Origin of the sequence: Ensifer sesbaniae (assembly GCF_013283665.1) — a bacterium.
GTDB classification, from domain to species: domain Bacteria; phylum Pseudomonadota; class Alphaproteobacteria; order Rhizobiales; family Rhizobiaceae; genus Ensifer; species Ensifer sesbaniae.
This window is the reverse complement of sequence record NZ_JABEKU010000001.1, coordinates 954,139-979,413: the sequence shown is the minus strand read 5'-3', so window position 1 is coordinate 979,413 and position 25,275 is coordinate 954,139. Positions and strand designations below refer to the sequence as shown.

Annotated in this window: 24 protein-coding genes and 2 pseudogenes; 8 read left to right on the top strand and 18 right to left on the bottom strand. The window is 62.4% G+C overall.

All coding sequences use genetic code 11. The annotated features are described in order from the left end of the window. Positions 1–109: 109 nt before the first annotated feature. The 5 genes and pseudogenes from BHMPCIPO_RS04710 to BHMPCIPO_RS04690 form a co-directional block, all read right to left on the bottom strand. Positions 110–1,414, bottom strand: coding sequence for an alpha/beta hydrolase (locus tag BHMPCIPO_RS04710; protein WP_173515690.1), 1,305 nt, complete (start codon positions 1,412–1,414; stop codon positions 110–112). 182 nt (positions 1,415–1,596) lie between these two features. Beyond that, complete coding sequence (locus BHMPCIPO_RS04705) at positions 1,597–2,178, bottom strand: hypothetical protein (protein WP_210266407.1); 582 nt, start codon at positions 2,176–2,178, stop codon at positions 1,597–1,599. A 16-nt stretch (positions 2,179–2,194) separates the two neighbouring features. Next, positions 2,195–2,590 carry a hypothetical protein gene (locus tag BHMPCIPO_RS04700; protein WP_173515688.1) on the bottom strand — a complete coding sequence of 132 codons (396 nt, stop codon included), beginning with the start codon at positions 2,588–2,590 and terminating at the stop codon, positions 2,195–2,197. A gap of 31 nt (positions 2,591–2,621) precedes the next feature. After that, positions 2,622–4,121 carry a DUF1254 domain-containing protein gene (locus tag BHMPCIPO_RS04695; protein WP_173515687.1) on the bottom strand — a complete coding sequence of 500 codons (1,500 nt, stop codon included), beginning with the start codon at positions 4,119–4,121 and terminating at the stop codon, positions 2,622–2,624. A 21-nt stretch (positions 4,122–4,142) separates the two neighbouring features. Beyond that, a pseudogene (locus tag BHMPCIPO_RS04690) lies at positions 4,143–6,341 on the bottom strand (arylsulfatase); the annotation flags it as partial. A gap of 1 nt (position 6,342) precedes the next feature. On the opposite strand from BHMPCIPO_RS04690, the pseudogene BHMPCIPO_RS04685 reads away from it, so the two are divergent. Beyond that, a pseudogene (locus BHMPCIPO_RS04685) lies at positions 6,343–7,770 on the top strand (alkaline phosphatase family protein); the annotation flags it as partial. A gap of 279 nt (positions 7,771–8,049) precedes the next feature. After that, a complete protein-coding gene (locus tag BHMPCIPO_RS04680) occupies positions 8,050–10,500 on the top strand; it encodes a tetratricopeptide repeat protein (protein WP_173515686.1) in 2,451 nt (816 codons plus the stop codon). 196 nt (positions 10,501–10,696) lie between these two features. Here the strand turns inward: BHMPCIPO_RS04680 and ggt are convergent, their stop codons facing one another. Continuing rightward, the gene (gene ggt / locus BHMPCIPO_RS04675; RefSeq protein ID WP_173515685.1) at positions 10,697–12,301 is read right to left on the bottom strand and encodes a gamma-glutamyltransferase; all 1,605 of its coding nucleotides are present in this window, start codon (positions 12,299–12,301) and stop codon (positions 10,697–10,699) included. 215 nt (positions 12,302–12,516) lie between these two features. On the opposite strand from ggt, the gene BHMPCIPO_RS04670 reads away from it, so the two are divergent. Continuing rightward, the gene (locus BHMPCIPO_RS04670; protein WP_173515684.1) at positions 12,517–12,765 is read left to right on the top strand and encodes a hypothetical protein; all 249 of its coding nucleotides are present in this window, start codon (positions 12,517–12,519) and stop codon (positions 12,763–12,765) included. Positions 12,766–12,808: 43 nt separating this feature from the next. On the opposite strand, the gene BHMPCIPO_RS04665 is transcribed toward BHMPCIPO_RS04670, so the two are convergent. Next, a complete protein-coding gene (locus tag BHMPCIPO_RS04665; RefSeq protein ID WP_173515683.1) occupies positions 12,809–13,948 on the bottom strand; it encodes a fumarylacetoacetate hydrolase family protein in 1,140 nt (379 codons plus the stop codon). A gap of 254 nt (positions 13,949–14,202) precedes the next feature. On the opposite strand from BHMPCIPO_RS04665, the gene BHMPCIPO_RS04660 reads away from it, so the two are divergent. Further along, the gene (locus BHMPCIPO_RS04660) at positions 14,203–14,646 is read left to right on the top strand and encodes a hypothetical protein (RefSeq protein ID WP_246304263.1); all 444 of its coding nucleotides are present in this window, start codon (positions 14,203–14,205) and stop codon (positions 14,644–14,646) included. 82 nt (positions 14,647–14,728) lie between these two features. On the opposite strand, the gene BHMPCIPO_RS04655 is transcribed toward BHMPCIPO_RS04660, so the two are convergent. Beyond that, positions 14,729–15,349, bottom strand: coding sequence for a TetR/AcrR family transcriptional regulator (locus BHMPCIPO_RS04655; protein WP_173515681.1), 621 nt, complete (start codon positions 15,347–15,349; stop codon positions 14,729–14,731). Between the two features lie 105 nt (positions 15,350–15,454). On the opposite strand from BHMPCIPO_RS04655, the gene BHMPCIPO_RS04650 reads away from it, so the two are divergent. After that, positions 15,455–16,195 carry an SDR family NAD(P)-dependent oxidoreductase gene (locus BHMPCIPO_RS04650; protein ID WP_312032951.1) on the top strand — a complete coding sequence of 247 codons (741 nt, stop codon included), beginning with the start codon at positions 15,455–15,457 and terminating at the stop codon, positions 16,193–16,195. Positions 16,196–16,326: 131 nt separating this feature from the next. Here BHMPCIPO_RS04650 and BHMPCIPO_RS04645 read toward each other — a convergent pair whose 3' ends face one another. Together BHMPCIPO_RS04645 and BHMPCIPO_RS04640 are read right to left on the bottom strand one after the other, a co-directional pair. After that, positions 16,327–17,580 carry an NAD(P)/FAD-dependent oxidoreductase gene (locus BHMPCIPO_RS04645; RefSeq protein ID WP_173515679.1) on the bottom strand — a complete coding sequence of 418 codons (1,254 nt, stop codon included), beginning with the start codon at positions 17,578–17,580 and terminating at the stop codon, positions 16,327–16,329. A gap of 310 nt (positions 17,581–17,890) precedes the next feature. Continuing rightward, entirely contained in the window at positions 17,891–18,055 is a 165-nt protein-coding gene (locus BHMPCIPO_RS04640; RefSeq protein ID WP_173515678.1) for a DUF1328 domain-containing protein, read from the bottom strand. 227 nt (positions 18,056–18,282) lie between these two features. Between BHMPCIPO_RS04640 and BHMPCIPO_RS04635 the strand changes: the two genes are divergently transcribed. Beyond that, a complete protein-coding gene (locus BHMPCIPO_RS04635; RefSeq protein WP_173515677.1) occupies positions 18,283–18,480 on the top strand; it encodes a hypothetical protein in 198 nt (65 codons plus the stop codon). 235 nt (positions 18,481–18,715) lie between these two features. Here BHMPCIPO_RS04635 and BHMPCIPO_RS04630 read toward each other — a convergent pair whose 3' ends face one another. Beyond that, complete coding sequence (locus BHMPCIPO_RS04630; protein WP_312032950.1) at positions 18,716–18,964, bottom strand: CsbD family protein; 249 nt, start codon at positions 18,962–18,964, stop codon at positions 18,716–18,718. Continuing rightward, positions 18,961–19,284: a hypothetical protein gene (locus BHMPCIPO_RS04625; RefSeq protein WP_173515676.1), complete on the bottom strand. Its 324-nt coding sequence runs from the start codon at positions 19,282–19,284 to the stop codon at positions 18,961–18,963. The genes BHMPCIPO_RS04630 and BHMPCIPO_RS04625 overlap by 4 nt, the downstream gene beginning before the upstream one ends. 496 nt (positions 19,285–19,780) lie before the next feature. Here BHMPCIPO_RS04625 and BHMPCIPO_RS04620 point away from each other — a divergent pair, with 496 nt between their 5' ends. Continuing rightward, on the top strand, positions 19,781–20,029 hold the full coding sequence (locus BHMPCIPO_RS04620; protein ID WP_173515675.1) for a YMGG-like glycine zipper-containing protein: 249 nt from the start codon (positions 19,781–19,783) through the stop codon (positions 20,027–20,029). 51 nt (positions 20,030–20,080) lie between these two features. Here the strand turns inward: BHMPCIPO_RS04620 and BHMPCIPO_RS04615 are convergent, their stop codons facing one another. Beyond that, a complete protein-coding gene (locus BHMPCIPO_RS04615) occupies positions 20,081–20,281 on the bottom strand; it encodes a NepR family anti-sigma factor (protein ID WP_173515674.1) in 201 nt (66 codons plus the stop codon). Between the two features lie 288 nt (positions 20,282–20,569). Between BHMPCIPO_RS04615 and BHMPCIPO_RS04610 the strand changes: the two genes are divergently transcribed. Then, positions 20,570–21,367 (top strand): response regulator, encoded by a 798-nt coding sequence (locus BHMPCIPO_RS04610; protein ID WP_173515673.1) that lies wholly within the window; start codon positions 20,570–20,572, stop codon positions 21,365–21,367. A 109-nt stretch (positions 21,368–21,476) separates the two neighbouring features. Here the strand turns inward: BHMPCIPO_RS04610 and BHMPCIPO_RS04605 are convergent, their stop codons facing one another. The 5 genes from BHMPCIPO_RS04605 to BHMPCIPO_RS04585 form a co-directional block, all read right to left on the bottom strand. After that, the gene (locus BHMPCIPO_RS04605) at positions 21,477–22,607 is read right to left on the bottom strand and encodes an AI-2E family transporter (protein WP_376741648.1); all 1,131 of its coding nucleotides are present in this window, start codon (positions 22,605–22,607) and stop codon (positions 21,477–21,479) included. Between the two features lie 137 nt (positions 22,608–22,744). Beyond that, positions 22,745–22,915, bottom strand: a complete 171-nt coding sequence (locus tag BHMPCIPO_RS04600; RefSeq protein WP_173515672.1) for a hypothetical protein — start codon at positions 22,913–22,915, stop codon at positions 22,745–22,747. A 172-nt stretch (positions 22,916–23,087) separates the two neighbouring features. Continuing rightward, entirely contained in the window at positions 23,088–23,435 is a 348-nt protein-coding gene (locus tag BHMPCIPO_RS04595; protein ID WP_060516475.1) for a RidA family protein, read from the bottom strand. Between the two features lie 171 nt (positions 23,436–23,606). Further along, positions 23,607–24,434, bottom strand: coding sequence for an ABC transporter ATP-binding protein (locus BHMPCIPO_RS04590; RefSeq protein ID WP_173515671.1), 828 nt, complete (start codon positions 24,432–24,434; stop codon positions 23,607–23,609). Next, positions 24,431–25,273 carry an ABC transporter ATP-binding protein gene (locus BHMPCIPO_RS04585; RefSeq protein ID WP_173515670.1) on the bottom strand — a complete coding sequence of 281 codons (843 nt, stop codon included), beginning with the start codon at positions 25,271–25,273 and terminating at the stop codon, positions 24,431–24,433. The genes BHMPCIPO_RS04590 and BHMPCIPO_RS04585 overlap by 4 nt, the downstream gene beginning before the upstream one ends. Positions 25,274–25,275 lie beyond the last annotated feature (2 nt).

Sequence of the window (25,275 nt, the reverse complement as noted above, 5' to 3'; positions counted from 1 at the left end):
CCGATAATGTTCGCTGCTTACGACCTATCTCGATTCGCCTGCCAATAAGATCATGATTGAAGGCCGTAATTTGGCAAAACACTTTTTGACGCGTATTCGAATATCGCATCTACCGGCTGCAATATCCGCCCCTCGACTGACTCATGTTACTGCAGTCAGGATTGGTACTACTTTGCTTTGCTTGTCCGGAAGGTCCGACCAGCGCCCCGGCATGGCGGCCATAGTTTTCCCTGGTGTTCTGGTCGATGACGGCGACGGGAGCAGCAACGACGAGACCGGCGGCGGTCCCGACCGTATGTGCCGCGCCGGCGGTCATGGTCACGATCGTGTCGCCAAGACCTGTGCGGCTGTCAGTCAGAGTCTGCCCGGTCGAGAGGGGCGCGCCGATCAGTTGGACGATCTCCGGTGACTCCGCGAACTTGGTGTGGTGCAGCCTGTCGCCTTCCTTGAGCTTGGTGAGGTCAATGACAGTGATGTCGTTTGCCGCGAGTTCCTCCTTGTAGGGGGACTGCTCCGGATCGATCGCACCCAGGCGGGGAACATTGCCCCAGACGCGCCGCGACACCGCCAACGCCCGGTCGTCGCGCGAGACGAAGAGCGTGAAGCGCGGGCGCTGTTTGCCCATGTCGGCAATCTGGGAACGAAAGACGTCGACATCGACATCAGGGGCGGCCAGCATGACATTCTTGAACTTGGCCGGCAGCCCGCCGTTGCGGATGGCCATCTGGCGCAAGGATTCCAGCGCCAGCCAGTTTCCCATCGAGTGGGCCAGGATCGAGACCTCCTTGACCTCGGGATCGCGTGCCAGATACTGGAACATATTCTCGACCGCATTGCGCGTGTAATTGGTGCTTTCACGATCATAGCCATAGTCGAGCAGATGCCCGCGCGACGGCCATGTCGCCAGCAGAGGGACGGTGTGCGCCCTCGAATCGTGCATGATCTGGGCAAAACGGAAGACGGCATCCTCGAAGTGGTTGTTGAAGCCGTGGATGAAGACGAGCACGCTGCGGTTCTGGCTCTTGCGCACGGAACTGCTCAGCCACTTCTCGGCCGCCGTTTTGTCGAGCTGCTCGGCCTTGATCGCAGCAAAATCCGTTTCCGGATTGGGCGGGAGCCTGCGCGGCCAGGCGACTTCGCCGACCTTGCGGCGATTGGCGGGCGGAATCGATACCGTGATCTCCGCAAAGGCCGCCGCCGGCGCACGCTCACCGCTGAACATTTCGCCCGGGTTTTCAGATCGGTCGCGCATGGTCGCAACCAGCATGTCCACTTGGCTGGTCGACGGCGCGGCTGCCACCGGCTGCAGTACACCCCTCGGGCGGCTTGCGCATGCCACGAGCAGCGCCGCGAACACGATTAAAGCGACCGGCAATTGCCAACCGTTCGATCTGAAAAATCGCTCTAGGGGCATCGGTAGCCCACGATGTTTCCGGACGCATCCCGGATTTGCACGCACCCCGGCGGGGGCAAAGGCGAAGCCTTTTGCATCAGGTTCGGTGCTGGTGTCCCATGACTTGATGCGCAACGTATATTGCCATTTGCCGGGGAATTGTTCATCCCTGCCTCCTCTTCGCAATTCGGGTCCGCACCGGCTCAACGCCACCCCGGTCCCCGGAACCCGACACCCACGCCGTGGTAGCCGAAGCCAACGCCGCCGCCCACGCCGATCCAGTCTATGAACAGTGCGGTTTGCTCGCCTGCGGCCGGCAGTTTTCCCTCGATGAGTTTGTAGCCATACACGAGGTCGCGGCCGTCGATCTTCGGATCGCTGATTTCGATGACGGCTGCGGTATTGTTGGGCTGGCCCGGCTCGTAGACCGACAGCGTAGCATTTGGCGGATCGTTCTTGAAATTGTCCGCACCCGCCTTCGACGTCCATTCCTCCATGTAGAGGTCCAACTTGATATGGCCGGCAATCCGCTCCGGCCGATCGGCAAAGTAGAGGGTGTTGGAGTCGACGTTCACGAGCCGGATGGTCTTTGCTTGCTCATCGTGCTTGAAGCCCTCCGAGAGCTGCACGAACATGAGCATTGGCTTGGCTTCCGCTTCGTCCGCGCGGGCAGTGGCGAGCAAGCCCAGTTGAGATACCAGACCTGCCACGGCGGTGATGGCCCCCGCCAAGATCACGCCGCGACGTAAGGAATTCGTGCTTTCGTTAAGCCCATTGTTCTGCATGACTGCGGCTCCTTCGTTATTTCCCAGTTGCAAGGCGGTTTTCGCGGAGGCTTGCGACACACCAGATTGCCAGCACCAGATGGCCGATAAGCCCCACCCACAAACCGATGCCGGCCAAGCCAGGCCCGAAGCGCGCATAGGCCAGCAGGGCCGCAGCGACCACATCGTAGATCAGCATTGCAAGGATGAGGCCCGAAGTGACGCTGCTTTGCGTGTCCTCTGCGGCTCGCCAGCAGGCTACGGCTAAGGCGATCAGGGCTGCGCCTACGAAGCGGCCGATGATCTCCGAAAGCGCGCTGTCGAGTGGCTGCCCGAAAAGGACCAGCGTTGGGATATTCGGGACGAGCAGGAATGCCAGCCCCACCACACCCTCGCCGATTGCGGTTACACGCAGCAGCAGGCGTACCGTCATGAGGATACCTCACATTCCCGGTGCATGTTGGTCACGGCACTCTCTTGATCGGCGGATTCACATAAGCGCCGTTGAGTGCCTCCTCCTTGGGCCAGTAGTTTCGGATGATGATGTTGAACTCGCCCGTGGGTGGAGCCGGCAACCAGTTGGCTTCCTTGTCCTTCCCGGGCGAATCCTTCTGGATGTAGATTTCGAGCGAACCGTCCGGGCCGTAGTTCAGCGCCATCCAGGGCGCGATGTCGTAGCGATTGAGCGGATTGGGGACATAGTTCGGCCCCTGGTAAAGCGAGACGGACCAGGTCGCATTGGTCGGGGGAAGCTGCCCCTTGTCGAAGCGCAGAACGTATTTGTTGGCGCTGTCGAGGCGATTGCCGTCGCCGTCGACAAAGGCAAGCGGGTAGATCGTGTCTTCCTGCAGATCAGCGCCAAGACCTGCCATGGCAATGCCAGTGCGCGTCTCGTAGTCCGTGCCGTAACGGCCCAGATTGGGCGGCCTGATCCAGCCGTTCACATTCTTCATCTTGGTGGTGCCCTCGTTCATGAGGACCTGTACCTCCTTGACCGCGCGCTTGAGGCCACGCGCAACAGCCGGGTCGATCTGTTCGATGTCGAACTTCACACCGGAAACGATCCCCAGCTTGGCGAGCTTCCACACGGCATTTGCATCGGCAGGGCGGGGAGGATTATCCTTCATCACCATGGCCAGCCGGTTGAAGAAGGTTCCGGCGTCCATGTTCGCCACCTGGATCGGCGGGGTGGGCGTGAGGGCAACCGAGCCGTCGACCGGCACATTGGCTGGCGGTGAATACGGTGTGCCCCACGCGCTGAGCGGCGTGAGCTTGTATTCTGCCTGCAGCGCGTTGACCGCGGCAAAATCATCAGGCCCGTTCGCCTGGGTCTGCCCGAGGGCCCAGGCGTAGCGGGTCGACGAGCGGAAGGTCTCCTTGATGCCGACGGGTGAAGTACCATTCCAGTTTGGGCCGGCGATGAGGAAGCTGCCGGGCGCGGTGCCGGTCGTGCGTTTGCCGATCGAGGCGAACACGTCCGTCCACATGTTCATGACCGAGAACACGTAGTAGCGGCCGTGCGTGTCCGGAACCGACAGGACAATCGGTTCTTTCTCGAGGTCGAGCCAACCCGTCGTCCACAGCGAATTGAGGCTGATCCTCACGACATTGGTGAAATACGGGCTGACATAGTGCGGCATCTTGGCAAGCTGGTTGATCGGGGCAGCCGTGCCCTCGCCATTCGGCGCCGGCGCCGCTGTCAGCACCGCCCGGGTGACGTCCATGACGACCAGCGGATAGCCGAAGACGTAGGATTCCAGGCCGACGTAATAGGCAGCCTCCTCGCGGGCGTCGTCGGTCAGGTCCGAGAACTCGCCCAGCAGTGCATTCCTGATTTTCTCAGGCAGGCCCTCGGCAGCCGCCAACCGCGGCCCCAAGATCGCGGCGATGCCCACCGCCAGTGCGGCAGAACCCAGATCGCGACGGCGCAGTAGCGGGGTCACAACCCAATTGTGGCTGTTCATGTCTGCCTCCCGAAAACGCTCTCACTGCTGCGTGGACTCTAACTTGAATGTCAGCTTGTCGATCTTGCCGGTGAACTTGAATGGCGTGTCGTAGCGGTACTCGAGCAGCGCCACGCCGGTGCGTGTGTCCTGACCGATGTCAAAGGTTTCGTCCTCGGGAAACGTGATCGGAATTCCGTGCTCCAGGGAGTTCGTGGCCACTTCCTTGCCGTCGACCGTCAGGACGCCCGTACCGCCCGTACCAAGTTCGGTGCCGGCCGCCTTGTAGTCGAAGACGATCGTGTGGTTGCCAGGCTCGAGTTCCGGCCCCTCCCATGTCGTCCGCTTAAGGTCGAGCAGGTTGTAGAGGAACACGACCTTGCCTCGGCCGAAGCCGAACTCGCCCTTGCTGAGGAACAGGCCGTAACCGCCGAAGCGCCCGCCTTGGGTGACGATCATGCCCTCCGCGCCACCCTCGGGTATCTCGACCTCAGCCGTGATCGTGTAGGACTTGTTCAGGGTGCTGGGCGCTGCACTGGCCGGTACGCCGCTCAATTCCCCAGAATACGTGAACTCCGCCCGTCCAGCCGTAAGGCTCGGCCGAGGGGTGTTCCAGCGTGCGAGCGTCGAGTTGTCGAGCGGCAGGACGTTGTACTTCTTCGCTTCCGAATAGAAGAGCTCCTGCATCTCCTTGAGCTTGTCCGGCATCTTGGCGGCGAGGTCAGTAGACTGAGTGGGATCCTCTTGGATGTTGTAGAGTTCCCAATTGTAGCCAGTGATCACGTCGGGAGGTGTCTTGGTGCTGAGTTCCCACGGGAGCGTTGCCGGCGTCGTGGCTGCCACCCACCCCTCATGATAGATGGCACGGTTGCCGAGCATCTCGAAGTATTGGGTTGTGTGGTTGGTCGGGGCGGTCGCATTCGCCTTCTCCCACGTATAGGCCATGCTGACGCCTTCGATCGGTTCCTGCTTGATGCCGTTGATCACCTCCGGCGCGGGAATGCCGGTCGCCTCGAGGATGGTCGGCACGATGTCGATGAAGTGGTGGAACTGCGTGCGGATACCGCCGGCATCCTTGATGTGTCCGGGCCAGGACATGACCATGCCTTGAGCGGTCCCGCCGAAGTGCGATGGCACCTGCTTCACCCACTTGAACGGTGTGTCCATCGCCCAGGCCCAGCCGGCGGCGAAATGCGGGAAAGTCCGTTCCGATCCCCAGAAGGGATACCAGAGAAACTGATCCTTGACCGGCACGGGAACCCCGTTGAAGGTGGTGAACTCGTTCGGCGTGCCGTTGACCATGCCCTCGGCGCTCGCGCCGTTGTCGCCGCCGATGTAGATGATCAGGGTGTTGTCGAGTTCGCCGAGGTCCTCGACCGCCTGGATGAGCCTTCCGATTTCATTGTCGGCGTAGGCGAGGTAGGCGGCGTAGACATCCGCCTGCTTGATGAAGAGTTTCTTCTCCGCGAAACTGAGGGAATCCCATTGCGGCAGCCCATCCGGCCAAGGCGTCAGCTTGGCGTTTTCCGGCATGATGCCGAGCCGCTTCTGGTTGGCGAAAATTTTCTCGCGTACCTTGTTCCATCCGTCATCGAACAGATGCATGTCGCTGATCTTCTTGATCCACTCCGGCGTTGGATGGTGCGGTGCATGGGTGGCACCCGGCACGTAGTAGACGAGCCAGGGCTTGTCGGGCGCGATCGCGTTCAATTGTTTGATGTAACCGATTGCCTCGTCGGCCATGGCCGTTTCCAGGTTCCAGCCGGGATTTCCTTCGAAGGGAAAGATCGCTGTCGTATTGCGGAAGAGGTTCGGTTGCCACTGGCTGGCGTCGCCGCCGACGAAGCCGTAGAAATATTCGAAGCCCATTCCATTCGGCCACTGATGGAACGGCCCGGCCTGACTCGACTGATAGGAGGGGGTGTTGTGATCCTTGCCGAACCACGACGTGGCGTATCCATTCTCCTTGAGGATCGTGCCGATCGTGCCTTTTTCGATGGGAATGATCGAATCGTAGCCGGGATACCCCGTCGCGATTTCACCGACGACCCCATAACCAACCGAATGATGGTTGCGCCCGGTGATCAGCGCCGCACGAGACGGTGAGCAAAGCGATGTCGAGTGGAAATTCGTGAATCGAAGTCCCTCGTTGGCGATCCGGTCCATCGCTGGCGTCGGAATGACGCCGCCGAAGGTGCTCGGCGCGCCGAAGCCCTGGTCATCGGTCATGATCAGCAGCACCGTCTATATCAACGGCGACAACGGCACGAGTGCCGAAGGCGGCCCTCTCGGGACCCCCAATGAGGTCGCCTTCTTCAACGGCATCAACAAGATGCCAGTCGACGTGCAGATGAAGTGGTACGACGTCTGGGGCACCGAGCAGACCTACAACCATATGTCGGCAGGCTGGTCCTGGGCCTTCGACACGCCCTTCACCTGGTTCAAGCAGAACGCGTCGAGGCTCGGCGGCGTCCGGCAGAGCATGGCGGTCTCCTGGCCGGCCCGCATCAAGGACAAGGGCGGGCTGCGCGAGCAATTCATGCACGTGATCGACGTGGTGCCCACCATTCTCGATGCGACTGGTATTCCCGCCCCGGATACAGTGGATGGCATCAAGCAGGCGCCGATCGAGGGCACAAGCTTCGCCTACACCTTCGATAAGGAGAACGCCAAGGAGCCCACCCGACACAAGACCCAGTATTTCGAGATGATGGGTCAGTGGGCGCTCTATAACGACGGCTGGCTGCTCAGCACCAAAGTTAACCGCGCACCGTGGGAGGCATACGGTCCGGCGAATCCCGACCCGCTGAACAACCAGGTGCTCGAACTCTACGATCTCACCAAGGATTTCAGCCAGTCCCAGAACATCGCCGACCAGCACCCTGACAAGGTCAAGGAGATGAAGGATCTCTTCATTGCAGAGGCGAAGAAATACCAGGTCTTCCCGATGGACGCCTCGGTGGCGGCCCGCATCGTGGCGCCGCGCCCGAACATCACTGCCGGCCGCACGGAGTTCACCTACATCCATCCGATGACCGGGCTGCCGCAGGGCGACTCGCCAGCCATCCTCAACAGCTCCTATTCCTTCACTGCGGATATCGATGTGCCGGAAGGGGGCGCCGAGGGAATGATCGTGACTTCGGGCGGACGCTTCGCCGGCTACGGCTTCTACCTGCTCAAGGGCAAGCCGGTGTTCCTTTGGAACCTCGTCGACCTGAAGCGCGTCAAGTGGGAGGGCCCGGGCGCACTGACGCCCGGCCAACACACCCTCGAGTTCGACTTCAAGTATGACGGGCTCGGCACCGGCACGCTCGCCTACAACGACATGAGCGGACTCGGCCGGTCCGGCACCGGCTCGCTCAAGGTGGACGGCAAGGTCGTCGCGACCCAGACGATGGAGCGCACCCTGCCGATGATCCTGCAGTGGGACGAAAGCTTCGATGTCGGCTCGGACACGCTCACCGGTGTCAACGACGCCGACTACCAGCCGCCGTTTACCCTGACCGCCAAGCTCAACAAGCTGACGCTGAAGGTCGATCGGCCCAAGCTGACCGAGGAAGACATCAAGAAGCTCAAGGCGGCCCAGGGGGCCGCGAGCGACGGCGCCGCCGGACAGGCCGTGGCGGTCGACGGCAACCCGGTCCACCACGTGCAGGCGGGGCCGCAATAGTCCGAGCGACGGGCAATGCTCCCGAACCGGCTGCGGGCCTGGGGTCAGCCTCGGGCCCGCAGACCACGAGAAGACGGGATGGCCAGCGCCAGTGTATTTTCGATCGCTGTCCATCGAGCTTCATCGGTGGCCGAGCGCGAAACCCTTGACTTGCCCCTTGTCAAGGCCGCGGCTTGCTCATCAAATCGACATCACGGGAACAGGAAGCGCGATTGGAAGCGGGTGTTCAAAGACTGACGGGCAGGAAGCGGCACTTGATTGTAATGGGAACCCGGGCCGATGTCGAAAGCCAGCCGTAAGCACGAGCCGGTCGCCCGCTCACATCCGCAGTCGGCTGGCGTGCAGCGTCGCTTCAAGCAGGCGCGCGCCCTCCGGGCCAAACTTGCGATCCTGGCGATGGTCTTGGGCGGCGTCGCGATGGCCTTCTGGCTTGTCAACGATGGCATCTGGCCATCGCGTGTGTCGCGCGAGACGGGCGGCTCGTCCTCTGCCGCGACGTTCGTCGGGAGCGAGACCTGCGCCGGGTGCCACGGCGCGGAAGCGAATCTCTGGCGTGGTTCGCAGCATAAGCTCGCGATGGACCACGCGACCGACGGTTCCGTGCGGGGCGACTTCAACGACGTGCGTTTCGATCATTACGGGGTACAATCACGCTTCTTCCGCAAGGGTGGAAAATTCCTCGTCGAAACCGACGGACCGGACGGCAAGCCGGCGACCTTCGAAGTCAAATACACGTTCGGTATCGATCCCCTGCAGCAATACCTGATCGAGTTCCCGGACGGCCGGATTCAGGCGCTTTCGATTGCCTGGGACAGCCGCCCAAGGGAGCAAGGCGGACAGCGCTGGTTTCATCTCTATCCGGGCGAGCCAATCCGTCACGACGACATTCTGCACTGGACCAAGCCCAATCAGAACTGGAACTATATGTGCGCCGAATGCCACTCGACTGGCGTGCGCAAGAACTACGATGCCGCAAGTGATCGCTTCGCAACGTCTTGGTCCGAAATCAGCGTCGGCTGCGAGGCCTGCCACGGCAAGGGCTCCGGCCACGTCGCCTGGGCGCGCGACCGCCAAAGCTGGTGGCCGTTCGGCAAGACGGAAAGCCCGGACAAGGGACTAGGGGTCCGCTTCGACGAACGGGCGAGCGTCGGCTGGTCACACGATACCGGGACGGGAAAGCCGCGGCGCAGTGCATCGCCACCGCTGCTGCGCAAGGAGGTGGAAACCTGCGGCCTGTGTCATGCGAGGCGCGGCCAATTCTCCGAGGATTGGGTGCCCGGAACGTGGCTGTCCGACACTCACAGGATTTCGCCGATCGATCGCAGCCTGTTTGAGGCCGACGGCCAGATGCGCGACGTCGAGGAGACCTACAACTACGGTCCCTTCAAGCAGAGCAAGATGTTCGCCGGAGGCGTCACTTGCAGCGACTGCCATGACCCGCACAGCGCCGCGCTGCGCCTTCCGGGGGACGGCGTCTGCGGACAGTGCCACGCATCGGAGACGTACGAGACCGCTGCCCATCGCCACCACGACAAGGCGAACCCGCCGCTGGCATGCGCATCCTGCCACATGCCAGAACGCACCTATATGGTGATCGACCAGCGGCATGATCACAGCTTCCGCATCCCGCGACCGGATCTGTCAGCCAAACTCGGCACCCCCAACGCCTGCAACGACTGCCATCGGGAGGAATCGGCGCAATGGGCAGCCGCGGCGGTCGAGCGCTGGTTCGGGCCGCAGCGCAAGGGATTTCAGAATTATGCTGAAGCATTCCATGCAGCGTGGACCGATCGTCCCGATGCGGACAAGCTTCTCGCCCCCGTCGCCAGCGACCCGGCCGCATCGCCCTTCGTTCACGCCAGCGCACTGACCGAGTTGAGCGCGTACTTGTCCGCCCTCAACGTCGATCTTGCGCGATCCGGGCTTTCCGATCGTGACCCGATGGTGCGCCTCGGTGGGCTCGATATGCTCGAAGGCGTGCCCGCTGATCAGCTCTGGCCGCTGGTGTCGCCGCTTCTGTCCGACCCGGTCCGCGGCGTGCGCCTCAGGGCGGTGTCGCTGCTGGCGGCGGTTCCGGCTGCAAGCCAGCCTTCAGCCGATCGCGATAGCTTCGAGCGGGCGGTGGCCGAGTTCATCGCCGCCCAGCGCACCAATGCCGATCGCCCTGAGGCACGCAGCGCGCTGGGGACCTTCCTAGCCCAGCGCGGGCTCGTTGCGGAGGCGCAAGCCGAATACAAGGCTGCGCTGCGCTTGAGTCCGCAATTCACGCCGGCAGCAGTCAATCTCGCCGACCTCTACAGGCAACTCGGACGGGACGCCGACAGCGAGCAAGTGTTGCGCGCTGCACTCGCCGACTTCCCGAAGGACGCGGACGTTCATCATGCGCTCGGCTTGACGCTCGTGCGCCTCAACCGGTTCGACGAGGCACTTGCGGAACTGCGTCAGGCGGCCGAACTCGCGCCCGACCAGGCACGATATGCCTATGCATACGCGATCGCCTTGCATTCGGCCGGGCGCGCCGGCGACGCGATTGCCGTGCTGCAGGCGAGTCTGGCGCGTCATCCTCATGATCGGGACACTTTGCTGGCGCTGACGACGCTCAGTCGCGATAGCCGCGATCTCGTCGCCGCGCTCGACTATGCCGAACGGTTGCTCCGGCTCACCCCGAACGATCAGGATCTCGCTCGCTTCGTTCAGGAGCTTCGGCGATTGAAGAACTCCGGGCAATGAGGCTTGGGCAACAGCCGAGGATCCCAGCACCGGAATTTCCTGTCGGCATCGACGAGCGGCACCAATGGGTCGAAACGCGTCGATCGCAGCTTCCGAGGTAAGGTCTGGAGGTGGCGCAAACCTGCAACTCGGCGGCATCTATGCATGTCCGCTGTCGCACCTTGTCGCGTGATGTCCCAACGGCTGGCCGGCAAGTCTAGAAAGCCAACGCGCAGCCGTCCTTGCGCGGGTCCGAGCCCGCCTGCAAGACGCCGTTGATCGAATCGATCAGGATCGCCTGCCCGCCGCCATGCGGCATCTCGGCGACCATGACCTCATGGCCGAGTGCCGCGAGCCCTTTCAGCACGTCCTCGCGGATGCCGCGTTCAGCCTCGAAGCGGCCCATCTGGTGGAAGCCGCGGGCGCAGTCGATCGCCTCCTGCACATTCATGCCGAAATCGACGATGTTGGTCAGCACATGGCTCTGCCCGACCGGCTGGAAGCCGCCGCCCATCACCCCGAAAGACAGCCACGGCCGGCCATCCTTCATCGCCATCGCCGGGATGATGGTGTGCAGCGGGCGTTTGCGCGGTCCCACGCAATTGGGGTGCGCAGGATCGACGCGGAAACCGATGCCGCGGTTATGCAGCAATACGCCGGTCTTCGGGCTGCTGATGCCGGTGCCGTACGACCAGAACAGCGAATTGATGAAGGAGCAGGCATTGCCCTTTTCGTCGACCACGCTGATGTAGACGGTGTCGCGATAGGTGGTGGCACCCGCTGGACCGGCGACCGGCATGGCCTTTTTCAGGTCGATGCGGCTGCGCAGCTCGTCGGCAAAGGCAGCGGAAAGCAGCTTTTCCACCGGCACGTCGGCAAAGTCGGGATCGGCGACATATTTGTCGCGCGCCTGGAAAGCGAGCCTTGTGGCCTCGGCTTCAATGTGGAAACGCTCGACGCCGACCGGATCGTATCTCCCCAGATCGGAGCCCTTCAGGATATTGAGCATCAGCAAGGTGGTGATGCCGACGCCGCTTGGCGGGATTTCCAGAAGTTCTATTCCGCGATAGGTCGTGGATATCGGATCGACCCAGAAGGCCTCTTGCGCGGCGAAGTCGTCGAGCGCGTGCATGCCGCCGAGGCTGCTGAGGTAGCCCACCATGTCCTCGGCGACCCAGCCTGAATAGAAGCCGTCACGGCCCTTGGCGGCGATCTCACGCAGAGCCTTCGCGTGCTCGGGCTGGCGAAACAGTTCGCCCGCCCTCGGGGCGCGACCATCCTTCAGCCACATGCGCGCACTGTTGGCGTCCGCTTTGAGCTTGTCTTCGTTGCGGCTCCAATCGACGGCAACCCGTTCGGTGACCGCAAAACCCTCCTCCGCATGGCGAATGGCGGGCTGCAGCAGGTCACCCAGCGGCATGGAGCCGAAACGCTGGTTCAGCTTGCTCCAAGCATCGACCGCGCCGGGAATGGTGACCGCATGCACCGAGGTGAGAGGGATCTCCTTCAGTCCCTGCTTCAGCAGGTGTTCGGCGGTGAGGCCCTGGGGCGCACGGCCCGATCCGTTGAGGCCGAAGACCCGATTGCCATTGGCGACATCGGTGCCGGCGGGAGCAAAGAGAACGAAATTGTCGCCGCCGATGCCGGTTGAACCGGGCTCCACCACGCATTGCACGGCGCAGGCGGCAATCGCGGCATCGGCGGCATTGCCGCCGCGGCGCAGGATCTCGATGGCCGTGAGCGTGGCAAGGGCGTGCGAGGTGGCGGCGGCGCCGTGCCGGCCCATGACGACGGAGCGGCCAGGCAGGTGCAGGTCACGCATGGGGCAGGAACTCCAAGAGACGAGAACAACTCAGGCGCACGAGCCTAGGCGCCTGCCGGGCGGATGGAAAGGCCGGAGTTGATGCGTGCTGCGCCGCAACCGATCGCCCGGCGCATGCGCAGAAGCGATTGGCGGACAGCACTTCCGGGCTGCCCAACGCCCCGCAAGAGGCGCATAATCCCATCCCTTCCAAGCGATCAGGCGGAGGACGGCCGATGTTCGATGCTGGCAGAAAGACGGATGCCGAATATGCGATCGAGTACATCCAGGAAAATCCGGAAGCCGGTCTTTGTTGCGAGGATCAGCGCTGGTGGATTACGCCGAACGCGAACGAGACCGATCAGCAGGTCCTGTTCCTCGACGCCGTCGAGGCGGAGCGCCTGAAGGACGATGCACGCCTTCAAGCCGTGCCTGACATCGCCCACCCCGGCCGAGCTCTCTGGATCATGCGGAAGATGACTTAGGGGCGGCGAGCGGACTGCGACCAACGGAGGAAAGCTGGCCGCGCTAGAGCAGCCCCCGTCCAGCAAGGTTGCGCATCAGCGCCGCCGCGCCGAAGCTCCAGGGCGCACATTCCGTCGAAAGCCGGACGGTGTTGGTCAGCCGGCCGAGCTCCGCGTTGGCGATCGTCACGACGTCGCCCAGCTTGTGGGTGAAGCCCTGGCCGGGTTCGTCGCGGTCTTCGACGGGAGCGAAGAGCGTGCCCATGAACAGCATCAGGCCATCGGGATATTGGTGGTGCGGACCGATGGTCTGGGCGACGAGGTCGAGCGGGTCACGGCTGATCTCCGCCATCGAGCTTCGGCCGGTAAGCCGATAGCCGTCCTCCCCTTCGACGAACAGGGTGAGCTCGGCCTTGCGGACATCGTCGATCGTGTAGGTTTCGTCGAAGAGGCGAATGAAGGGGCCGATGGCACAGGAGGCGTTGTTGTCCTTGGCCTTGCCGAGAAGCAGCGCGGAGCGGCCCTCAATGTCGCGCAGGTTGACGTCGTTGCCGAGCGTTGCGCCCTTCACCTGACCGCCGGAGGAGACCGCGAGCACGATCTCCGGCTCCGGATTGTTCCAGTGCGAGGCGGGGTGCAGGCCGACATCGGCACCGGGACCGACCGCCGAAAGCACCTGGGCCTTGGTGAAGACCTCGGCATCCGGGCCGATGCCCACTTCCAGATATTGCGACCAGACGCCCTCCTCCTGGAGTGCTGCCTTGACGCGGGCTGCTTCCGGCGAGCCGGGCTTCAGGTTGCGCAGGCTGTCACCGATGACTGCGGTGACGCGGCTGCGGATCGCCTCGGCACGGGAGGCGTCGCCCGCCGCCCGCTCCTCGATGACGCGCTCGATCATCGAGCGCGCGAAGGTGACGCCACAGGCCTTCACCGCCTGCAGATCCGAGGGGGCAATCAGATGAAGGGTCGATGCCTCCGTCTTCCGCGCGAGGCAGTCCTCAAGCGAGGCGAGTCGGTCACCGGACATGGCGCGCACATGCGCGACCGGATCCGGAAGCTCGAGCAGGTCGCGCATGGTCGGCGTCGTTTTCGAGGTGATATCGAACAGAGCGCCGTCACGGATCGTGACAAGCGACGGCCCGCCGAGATCGGGTCTCCAGACGCGGCCGACAAAAGTGCCCTTGCTAAACGCTGTATCGGTCATGCTGCCTCTTCCTCCATGAGCGCTCTATTTCTTGCAGCCGAGAAGGGGGCTGTAAAGTCGACGGCGGGCGTGAACATCCCTTGGGTTGCAATATCCGGAACATTGCAAATTTTCACGCGTTTACGGTTATGCCACGCGCCCCCGGGCGCCCTTGTCGCTTCGCGACGGCGCGAAATCCGTTGCCCACGACTGCCGGGGAAGGTTCAGGAGCAGTCGCCTGTGGCCAGGAGGACGCCAAGAAGAGGATGAACGCAATGAACAAGCAGGAAGACTTCAAGGACAAGCCGGTAATCGATCCGGTGACCGGGCAGCCTATGCCGCAAACGCAGATGAGCGATGTGCCTCCGGCCCGCTCGGGGCGCAGCAACTGGCCGATCGTCATCATCCTGCTCGCCGGTCTGGTATTGGCGCTGATCGCCTGGCTGCCGGCTGAACTGAGCCGCGATTCGGCCGAAACGGCGGCACCGCCGCCGACGACGGACCAGCCGGCGACTGGCCAGGCAACCCCTGATGCGACGGCGCCGGGCACGGGCACGACGGGCCAGGCCACGCCGCCGGCCGACACCGGCACGGCACCCTCCAGCGGAACGGCGACGCAGCCGGCACCCGAAGCGACGCCGCAGCAGGGTACCCAGACGCCCGAAACGCAGGGCTCTACCCCGGGCACCACGCCCAATATGACGCAGCCCGCACAGTAAACGGCTGACCGTACCGGTGGCTGGAGGGCTCTCCCTCCGGCCAATTCGCGGAGTGGGATCACGCGGCAGATCGAGCGCGCGCTCAATTCGGCTTGATCGATGCCGCGATCATCGCATCCCAGCCCGCGGCTGCGCAGTCGGCGATTGCCAGCAGGGTTTCTCGTGTCGCCCCGTCGCGGGCTTCGATTGACATTCCGTGCTGGAGCGAAGCGACATAGGCCGCGATTGCCGCGCATGGGGTGCCTTCCGGCAGGTCGCCTTCTGCGATGGCGCGCTCAAACCGCCGCTCGAGCGCAACCTGCTTCTGAAGACGACGCATCTTCAGCGCGTCACAGACCTCTGCATCCCCGCCCGCCATCTGCGGCGCCGAGAGCACGACCATGCAGCCGCGCGGTTCGCCGCCGCGGGTGAAGTTGTCGGCGGTTCGTCTCAAGAGGTCGTGTACCGCCGCCTTGGCCGTGGGCGCCGACTCCAGATGATCCCAGATGCCGGCGCCACCCGTCCGGCCATAGAGATCGACCGCTTCGATGAAGAGCCGTGCCTTGCTGCCGAAGGCGGCGTAGAGGCTCGGCGGTTTCAGCCCCATTGCCTGGGTCAGATCCGCAAGCGACGTGTTGTCGTAGCCCTTATCCCAGAACAGCTGCATGGCACGCGCCAGCGCCTCCTCTCGGGAAAAATTGCGTGGACGGCCGCGGCTCGGCATGGGAGCAATTCCTTTCTGTATCGATCAATACATAAATCGCTTGACAGTGCCTGGCAAGTCGTCTCTCCATATATGTATCGATCACTACAAATATGGAGAGACGCAGTGACGAATCTGAAAGACAAGGTGGCCCTGGTGACGGGCGGCAGCCGTGGCATCGGCGCGGCAATCGCAAAACGGCTGGCGGCGGAAGGCGCAACCGTAGCGGTGACCTACAGTCAATCCAAGGCGAAGGCCGAGACGCTGGTGACGGAGATCACGCGGGCCGGCGGCAGCGCGTTGGCAATCAAGGCGGACAATCGCGAGGCGGGCGCCGTCGAGGCCGCCGTCCAGACAGTCGCCGAAAAACACGGCCGCATCGATATCCTCGTCAACAATGCCGGTGTATTCGATGCCGGAACGGTGACGGAGGTGACCACCGACGATTTCGACCGGACAATCGACGTCAATGTGAAGGCCGTGTTCGTTGCGACGCGCGCCGCGGCTGCGCACATGCCCGATGGTGGACGTGTCATCTCGATCGGCAGCAACCTCGCCGCCCGCGTTCCGTGGCCCGGCATGAGCCTTTATGTGCTGAGCAAGAGCGCCCTGGTCGGGTTTACCAAGGCGGTGGCGCGCGATCTCGGGCCGAGGGGGATCACCGTCAACGTTGTCCATCCCGGCTCGACGGATACGGACATGAACCCTGCCGATGGCGAGCACGCCGGTCCGCAGCGCGGGCTGATGGCGATCCCGCGCTTCAACGAAGCAAGCGATGTGGCAGGTGTCGTCGCGTGGCTTGCTGGTCCCGACGGCCGCAGTATCACCGGCGCCGAATTCACCATCGACGGCGGCACCAACGCCTGAACCGACTGGCAAACGAACAAGACCGGAAGCATTGCTCCGGCCTTGTTCAAGCATTGCGCGCAGCCTGCCCGCACAATACTTGAAACGCGCTTCCGGACGGAAAACCGCCCGATACTTCTTGCGGAATTGCTTTAGACCAGGAAGCGTTCCGGGCGGTAGGGCGCGATATCGATCACTGTCTTTTCGCCGGTCATGGCCTCTGCCAGCGCCCGGCCGGTCACGGGCCCGAGTGTCATGCCATGATGCGCATGGCCGAAGGCGAACCACAGGCCCTCGTGGCGCGGCGCCTTGCCGATGACCGGCATCATGTCGGGCGTGCAGGGACGCGCGCCCATCCATGGCTCCTCGTCGCGGCGTTCCGCGAGCGGGAAGAACTCGCGCGCCACTCGCTCGGCCCGCGTCAATTGCACTGGCGTCTTCGGCGCGTCGCGCCAGGCAAATTCGGCGCCGGTGGTGAGGCGCACACCGCGCAGCATCGGCGCGAGGAAATAGCCCCTCTCGGCGTCGAGCACCCAGTTGTTGAGTTGCGCGCCCTCCTGCACGCCGTAGTGCATATGGTAGCCGCGCTTGACCGCCAGCGGGAAATGGTAGCCGAGCTTGCGGGTGACCGTGTCAGCCCAGGGACCGAGCGCCACGACCACCTCGCGCGTCTCCAGCGGTCCCTCGGGTGTCGCGACGCGCCAGCCGGGGCCTTCGAGGATATGCTCCGTGGTTGCCGCGTCGCCGGAAACCAGACGCCCACCCAAGGACTGGAAATAGGCGAGATAGGCCTTGTTGAGGCTGTGCGGGTCGCGGATCGACCAGGGATCGCTCCAGCGCAGGCCGCCAACGAGATCGGCCCTGATCGACGGCTCGATCGTCTTCAGCTCGCTCGTCGAAAGCTTCTGGTGATTGACGCCGAAGCCGGCCGAGAGCTTCTCCGCCTCCTTGTAGGCGGCGTCTCGCTCCTTCTCCGTACGAAACACCTTCATCCAGCCATCCTTGCGGATGAGGTCGCCGGCGCCGGAGGCCTCGATCAGGTCCTGGTGCTCGCTGATCGAATGCTCGATCAACGGCGCATAGAGATGCGCGATGCGCTGGTGCTGGGTAAAGCCCGAATGCCACCAGTAGCGGGCCAAGAACGGCACTAGCCCCGGCAGGGCCCGGAAATGATAGGACGCGTCGATGGTATTGTTCAGCGCGTAGCGGAAGAGCGCCCCGAAGTCGTGCGGGAAGCCATAGGGAAACACCCCCTCGCGCTGGATCAGGCCCGCATTGCCGTAGGAGGTTTCCTCGCCGGCACCGCGACGGTCGAGCAGCACCACCGACTTGCCACGCCGCGCCAGATGGATGGCGGTGGAAATGCCGACGATACCGGCGCCGAGAACCACTACATCAGTCTTCATTTGCGGCTGCCCCATTGTCCGATCAAGTCAAGCCGCCGCCCCACGTCGGTTGCTCGCTCGAATATCGCTGCGGCTCAGGAGGATCCGCAGCAGATGGCTGGAGGAGATTGCCACGATCGAAGAGGCGACCTGATCTTCAGCCAAGTTCCAGCGATTTCACGATGCTCGGTACCCTCAAGGAAAAAGCTGCGGTTTCGGCATCAATAGCCAAGCCGGCCCGTAAGGGCAAGCAAGACCAAGCCGAGAGGTCAGATGCAGCAAGGGCGACGTTGCCGCCGCCCGTTTCGAACCCGCTCAAATTTGCGACCGCTCAGCCTCGACGCACCAGGCCTGCAACCAGCGAAATCACCAGGAAGACGAGGAAAAGGAAGAAAAGGACCTGCGCGATCCCCGCGGAGGCCCCCGCGATGCCACTGAAACCAAGTACACCCGCTATGATTGCCACAACGAGAAAGACAAGTGCATAGTATAACATAGCAATTCTCCTTGCCAGGATTACTGCAGAGCAAACGCCACAACTATCACTTTGTTCCGAATGGCATATGAAATGCGATCTACGCGAACCTTCATCTCAACAGACCATTAACCAATGATTTACCATGATAGACAAAAGAGTCCCGATTCGAGACTGTTTGTACAGGAAACGCCCGGAACCTTCGCGATACTCTGACGTTCCTCCTCCAAGGAATATGCAGGGTCGAAATGAAAATGCCGGCAGCACATATCTGGAAAACTGCGGTTGAAGCGGGTCGGGAGAGAAGGGATATCCAGGACCGGAATCTCCACATCGGCAAGACGATGCGCGAACTATACGTCAGCAGCAGCGAAGATCAGAGCGCAAAACTCGAACATCTTCTCAAAGAACTTCGCCGGCGCGAACGGATGAAAAAGAAGAAATAACCAAACTCTGCAGGTGAATAAGAAGCGACCGTGACCAACACCGGACGTCTGGTCTTATTATATTTTCCCTTACCGTATTCGCACTTGAGCATTACTGGGGAATAATTCACCCTTGACGATATCAAGAATTTCCCCGTAGCCCATCGCGATCCTTCAGATTCGCGCCTTGCGCTTCATGTTTGGACACTTCGCATGTCCTATCGCAAAATCGCTGCGGACTTTCGCGCGGCATGCCTCAGCGCCGAGACATCCATTCGTCGATCTGTCGCTCAGCCTCGTCGCGCGCGACCCCGTAACGGGCTTGAATGCGCCCCGCAAGCTCCTCCCGGCGACCATCGATGACGTCGAGGTCGTCGTTGGTGAGTTCGCCCCAATGCGCCTGAACCTTGCCTTTCAGTTCATGCCATTTGCCTTTAACGATATCCCAGTTCATTGCTTCGCCTTTCGGTTGACGACGCCGCGGCGCGGCGCCCAGCGAATTCAATTGCGGCCCTTCGCATTGCCGCCGTGGCGCGCTGCGACGGCGTAGCTGCCGTCATCTAGCTGCATCTTGACCTGCAGGCGACCCGAAGCGGTAACCTGCCATTCGATCGTCGCCTCCTCCACAAACAGGGCCGGGTCGACCTCGGCACAGGCGCCATAGGCATGCTTGAAGCTCCCGGCGGTCGCCTCGATCGCCGGCGAAAGCAGTTCTCGGCATTCGTCTACAGTTTCGAAGGCTTCGATCGGCGCCGGCACCTCGCGGCAGGCATCCGTGGGCTGCAAGCAGCCGACCAGGACGATGATGGCAGCGATATGTTCCATGGGCATGTTCCCAGCGTCAAACTTGAGAACGGCAAACGGCTATGCATGCCCTCCCGTTCCGCCGACCGAGATCAAATTTTTGTTGGAACCTTTGCCCGCGTAATGCGTTGGCCGCGCCCGCCTCGCGCTTTAGATTCGCAAGAACACCACTCCGGCAGCCGTCACTGCCGCCGACGAGCACGACTGCGCGATACACTACCGCCGCACGATGCGATGCCCGAGCGGAGGCTATGGAACAAAACGCCGCAGTCGTCGTTTTCGCAACGATAACAGGTGCTGCGACTGCGGCCGAGCGATGGAGGAGATGCTGGGAGGCAAAGACACACAACACGGAGCTCGCTCCTTACGAGCAAGTCAAAGCTGGCCAATGACGCGGCACGGGGTGCGACCGACAGATGCCTCATTGTCGTCATTCTGTTCGTCATCAGTCCCGGCAAATCAATTTCGAGCAACCGATTCTATGTTCAACAGAGCAACCTTCAGATAGGAACGCGTCATGAAAAAGTTACTGATCGTAGCAAGCCTCATTCTCCCACTGGCCGCCTGCACGCAAACGGAAAAGGGTGCAGCAATCGGCGCAACCGGTGGCGCCATCATCGGTGGCGCAGCAACAGGCAATGTCAGAGGTGCAGCCGTCGGCGCAGCGATTGGTGGTGTCGCCGGTGCGCTCATCGGACATGCCAACGAGCCGGGCCGCTGCATCTATCGCGACCGCTACGGCCGTCGCTATGAGGCGGCCTGCTGATCGGCATGACAATGGAGAGACGGGCCAAAGCCCGTTTCTCCATAAAGCGGGTTAGGACGCGCGTTCAGCCGTCGCTTCTGCTTTTTCCAGCTTTTCAAGCAGATCGATGAAGAGGTCGGGAACCGGCTCCTGTTCCAAGGCCTGGTATAGCGCCTTCAATCGGGCGCCGATCAATCCATGGGCATCCGGGCCTTCTGCGGCCACATCCAATTCCCTGCCCGGCCCATCCCGTCTTTCGATCCCGTCATCCATGCTCAATATCTACCGCCGCTTGCCGTCTTCCCGTGTCTTCAATCCGCCCGCACGGAAGACCGCTGCAGGGGTTTGCCGGATTTGCTCTAGAGCGCCGTGCGTTCAGATGAACGCACTAAGGTCGCTCTAGCACTTTGTTTCTAGAGCATCTTTCCACTTTCAAGTGATTCCACTTGAAAGTGGGATGCTCTAGGCCGAAAAACGTGTTCAAAACCATTCACGTATTCCGCCGGATCTCCCCTATCCTCAGAAAACAAACGAATCGTTTTGCACCTAAGGAAGTCGTTGATGTCACTTTCAACCCGGATCGCGCCACATCTGCCCTTTTTGCGCCGCTACGCCCGCGCCGTCACCGGTTCGCAGGCTGCGGGTGACGGTTATGTCGCCGCCGTTCTCGAAGCACTCATCGAAGACATCAGCCTCTTTCCGGACACGTCGAACGACCGAATCAGCCTCTACAAGCTATTCTGCTCGCAGTTCGAGAAGATTTCGATCGATCGGACGGAAAACGCCTCGCCGTTTGCCTGGGAGAAACAGGCGGCCGCCAACCTCTCGCTGATCGCGCCTGCCCCGCGCCAGGCCTTTCTGCTCGTCTCGGTCGAAGGCTTCTCGATCGCCGATGCGGCCGAGATCATGGGGTTGAGCCAAGGCGAGTTTTCAAAGCTGTTGACGGCTGCCTCGGAAGATATCTCGCGCCAGGTCGCCACCGATGTGCTGATCATCGAAGACGAACCGCTGATCGCGCTCGACATCGAAGACATGGTAACCAGCCTCGGTCACAAGGTCACCGGCATCGCCCGCACCCATACGGAGGCTATGGATCTCTATCGCAAAACCTCTCCGAAGATGGTGCTCGCCGACATCCAGCTTGCCGATGGCAGCTCGGGTATCGATGCCGTCAACGAAATCCTCACGCAGGCTGCGGTGCCGGTGATCTTCATCACCGCCTTCCCGGAACGGCTGCTCACCGGCAAGCGACCGGAACCGGCCTTCCTCGTCACAAAGCCGTTCAATCCGGACATGGTCAAGGCGCTGATCAGCCAGGCCCTGTTCTTCGACGAGCATGCACGCTCGGCCCGGCGCTGACGTGAACTACTGCGTGTTTCCTTTAATCGTAGCCAATTAAAGGACAAAAACATGCAGCACTTCAAAGTGCTACAGCGTCCTTTGTGCGTTCATATGAACGCACGGCGCTCTAACCGGGAAGCTGTCGTTCCGACGGCTGCTCGCGCATTTCCTCTACGATCGCCATGGCGATCAGCGAGAGCGGAAGCGCCAGCATGGCGCCGACGGCGCCCCACATCCATGTCCAGAAGATGATCGCCAGGAAGACGAGGAACGGGTTGACCTCGAGCCGGTTTCCCAGGATCGCCGGCATCACCAGATTTTCCATGGCAAGATGGACGACGAAGAAGGCGGCGGCCGGAGCGACGATCAGCAGAATCGTCTCGTGGGTCATAAGCCCGCCCACCAGCAATCCAGCGGTCATGGCGGTGACGCCGAGATAGGGAATGAAACTGGAGACGAAGGCGAACAACCCCCAAAGCAGCGGCACGGCAAGCCCACCGATGAGCGCGATCAACATCGTGACGACACCCAGCGCCAGATAGACCAGGCTGGCAATCGAGAAATAACGCGCCAAAGCCTCCTCGATCGCATTCATGATGCGAATGGTGTTCAGGCGGCTTTCCCGGCTGGTAAACGCAAGGATCAGGGCCCGACGCAATTGCAGCCGTCCAAGCAGGAAGAAGCCGAGGGCGGCGAGGAAGATCAGGGTCTGAACCAGCGCCGGCGTCAATCCGGCGACGACGAGACCGAGCATCGGCCCGGCATTCTTGATAACCGTGTCGGCCATCGCATCTTCGCCCGCGCCCCGGGCCAGCGCCAGCCGGCCCCACTCGAACCGCTCGATGAACGGCAGCAGGCGCTCCATGACGCTCTCCGCGAGGCGAGGCGCCTGTTGAGCGAGGTCGCTCAACGGGCCGAGCAATGTGTTGACAATCGCCGAAAGGCCAAGGGCGAAGAACACCGCCAGAAGCAGGCCGCCCATGATGGGTGGCAAGCCGAACCGCGCCAGGCTATCGGCAGCGCGCCCCAGCACGATGCCGATGACGATCGCCAGCGCAACCGGCATCAGGATCGTTTCCATGGTATAGACGGCGGCCGAACAGGCAATCACGAAGAGGCCAACAATGCTCCAGGCCACGAGGATTTCGATTGCATCGCGCTTTGGGGCCGCTGAGGGCGCTGCTGTTACGACCGCGATTTCCTCGTCGATGAGGCGCTTCGACCTCTGCCGGGACGCGACCTGCCGCAACATTTCCACCATCACGCCTCGCTTTCTCTCATCCACCCGGATAGCGCCTCCCTGTGACGCGCGATGCGCGACCGCCTGCCAGAGCCCTATGCCCTGACGGTCCAGCACTCATCGCAGAGAAGGACAGTCGTCGCCTTGGCGCCCGATCAATGATGCTCCGGCGGGAAGACGTGCAGGGTCAGCGACAGCAGGCCGAGACCCAGAATGATGATGAGCAAGGTATAGGCGACACCTGCTGCGGTGTGCGGAACGAGACCAAACCCGATCAGGATGCCTGCGAGGAGAAGGACACAGATCCGTGGCAGCCAATAGAGCATAGACAGTCCTCCCAATTGAGTTGGCCTGGTTTTTCGGCCGGTTTCTTGGATCGGACAGTTAACGTGCGGGCACGTCGATTGGTTCCGCTGGCGCGCTCATGCTACGCAACGAAAAACGCCGCCGGACCCGGGGCCGGCGGCGCGGAAAAACGCGACGATCGTACCGCGGGCCTTAGGCGGCAGCAGCGACGACGATAACTTCGACGAGATATTCCGGGGTCGCGAGCTTGGCTTCGCCGGTGGCGCGCGCCGGGGTATGACCCTGCGGAGCCCAGGCGTCCCAGACCGAGTTCATCTTCGGGAAGTCGGCCATGTCGGCGAGCCAGATGGTGGCCGACAGGATACGGGTCTTGTCGGTGCCCGCGAGCGCCAGAAGACGGTCGACTTCGGCAAGCGCCTGCTTCGTCTGCGTCACGACATCGTCACCGGCATTGCCGACCTGGCCGGCGAGGTAAACGGTGTTGTTGTAGACCACGGCCTGGCTCATACGGGGGCCGGTTTCGAAACGCTTGATTTCCATGATCGTGTTCCTGAGGTTGGGCCGAACGGGTCCGTCCGGCCGAAAAGCGGCTGCCCGCCGCCGAAAGGCGAGAAGTGAAGGCGGCGCGACACCTCTACACGATCGCGTCCCCGAGTCAAAGAAGCCGGACAGTGGCTGCCCGGCTTCGGTGTTTCATTTCGTGGGCGAGGTTCAGGCGGCCCGTTTCTTGGCAAGCCGGGCCTTGATGCTCGCCACATCCGCACGCGGCGTCGCGGCAAACAGGGTCTTGGTGTAGCTGTGCTTCGGATCCGCAAAGACCTCGTCGCGGCTGCCATATTCCACGGCCTCGCCGAAATACATCACCATGACGTCGTCGGCGATGTAGCGCACGACCGAAAGATCGTGGCTGATGAAGACGTAGGTCAGCTTGAACTCGTCCTGCAGATCGGCGAGCAGGTTCAAGACCTGTGCCTGAACCGACAGGTCGAGCGCCGACACCGGTTCGTCCAGCACCAGCAGCTTCGGATTCAGCATCAGCGCGCGCGCAATGGCGATGCGCTGGCGCTGACCGCCCGAAAACATGTGCGGGTAGCGGTTGAAGTGCAGTTCGGTGAGACCGACCTTCTTCAGCATCGTCATCGCCCGATCCCGACGCTCGTCGGCGGGCGTATCGGTGTTGATGACCAGCGGCTCCATCAGGATGTCGCCGATCTTCTGGCGCGGATTGAGCGAGCCATAGGGGTTCTGGAAGACGATCTGCACCTTGCGGCGCATCTCCGGCGTCATGTCGCCCTTGGCAATGTCGATCTTCTTGCCCTCGATCAGCAGTTCGCCCGAGGTTGCCGGATCGATCAGGGTGAGAATGCGCCCAAGCGTCGACTTGCCGCAACCGCTCTCGCCGACGATCGCCAGGGTCTTGCCCTGTTCGACGCTGAAGCTCACGCCCTTGAGCGCGTGAACGGTCTTCGCCTTCTTCAAGAGACCGCCGGGGATATGGTAGTCGCGCACCAGATTGCGCGCTTCGAGAATCACGCTCATTGGGCAGCTCCCTCATCGACGAAGAGTTCGGAAATCGTCGGCAGACGATCGCCGGTTGCGTTGTCAGGCAGAGCCGCCAGGAGTGCGCGCGTGTAGTTGCTCTTCGGATTCTCGAAGAGAGTCAGCACGTCGGCTTCTTCCATCTTGCGGCCCTTGTACTGGACGACCACCCGGTCGGCGGTTTCCGCAACCACGCCCATGTTATGCGTGATCATGATCAGACCCATCTTGTGCTCGGCCTGCAGCTTCATCAGGAGGTCGAGGATCTGCTTCTGGATCGTCACGTCGAGCGCGGTGGTCGGCTCGTCGGCGATCAGAAGCTTCGGGTTGCAGGCGATCGCGATCGCGATCATCACGCGCTGGCACTGACCGCCCGACATCTGGTGCGGGTAGTGGTTGAGCCGCTCGGCCGGATCCGGGATGCCGACCGCCTCGAACAGCTCGATCGCCCGCTTGCGCCGGGCGGCCTTGTCGAGGCCCATATGGACGCGCAGCACTTCCTCGATCTGGAAGCCGACCGTGAAGCACGGGTTGAGGCTGGCGATCGGCTCCTGGAAGATCATGGCAATGTCCTTGCCGACGATCTTGCGCCGCTCATTCGCCGACATGCCGAGCAGGTCGCGGCCGTTGAAGGCCAACTTGTCGGCCGTGACTTTCGCCGTCCACGGCAGAAGTCCCATGGCGGCCAGCATCGACACGGACTTGCCCGAGCCGGATTCGCCGACGATCGCCAGAACTTCGCCCTCGTGGACCTTCATCGACACGCCGTTGACGGCGCGGAAGGGACCGGAGGCCGTCTGGAATTCGACGACCAGATTTTCGATTTCGAGAAGCGCCATGA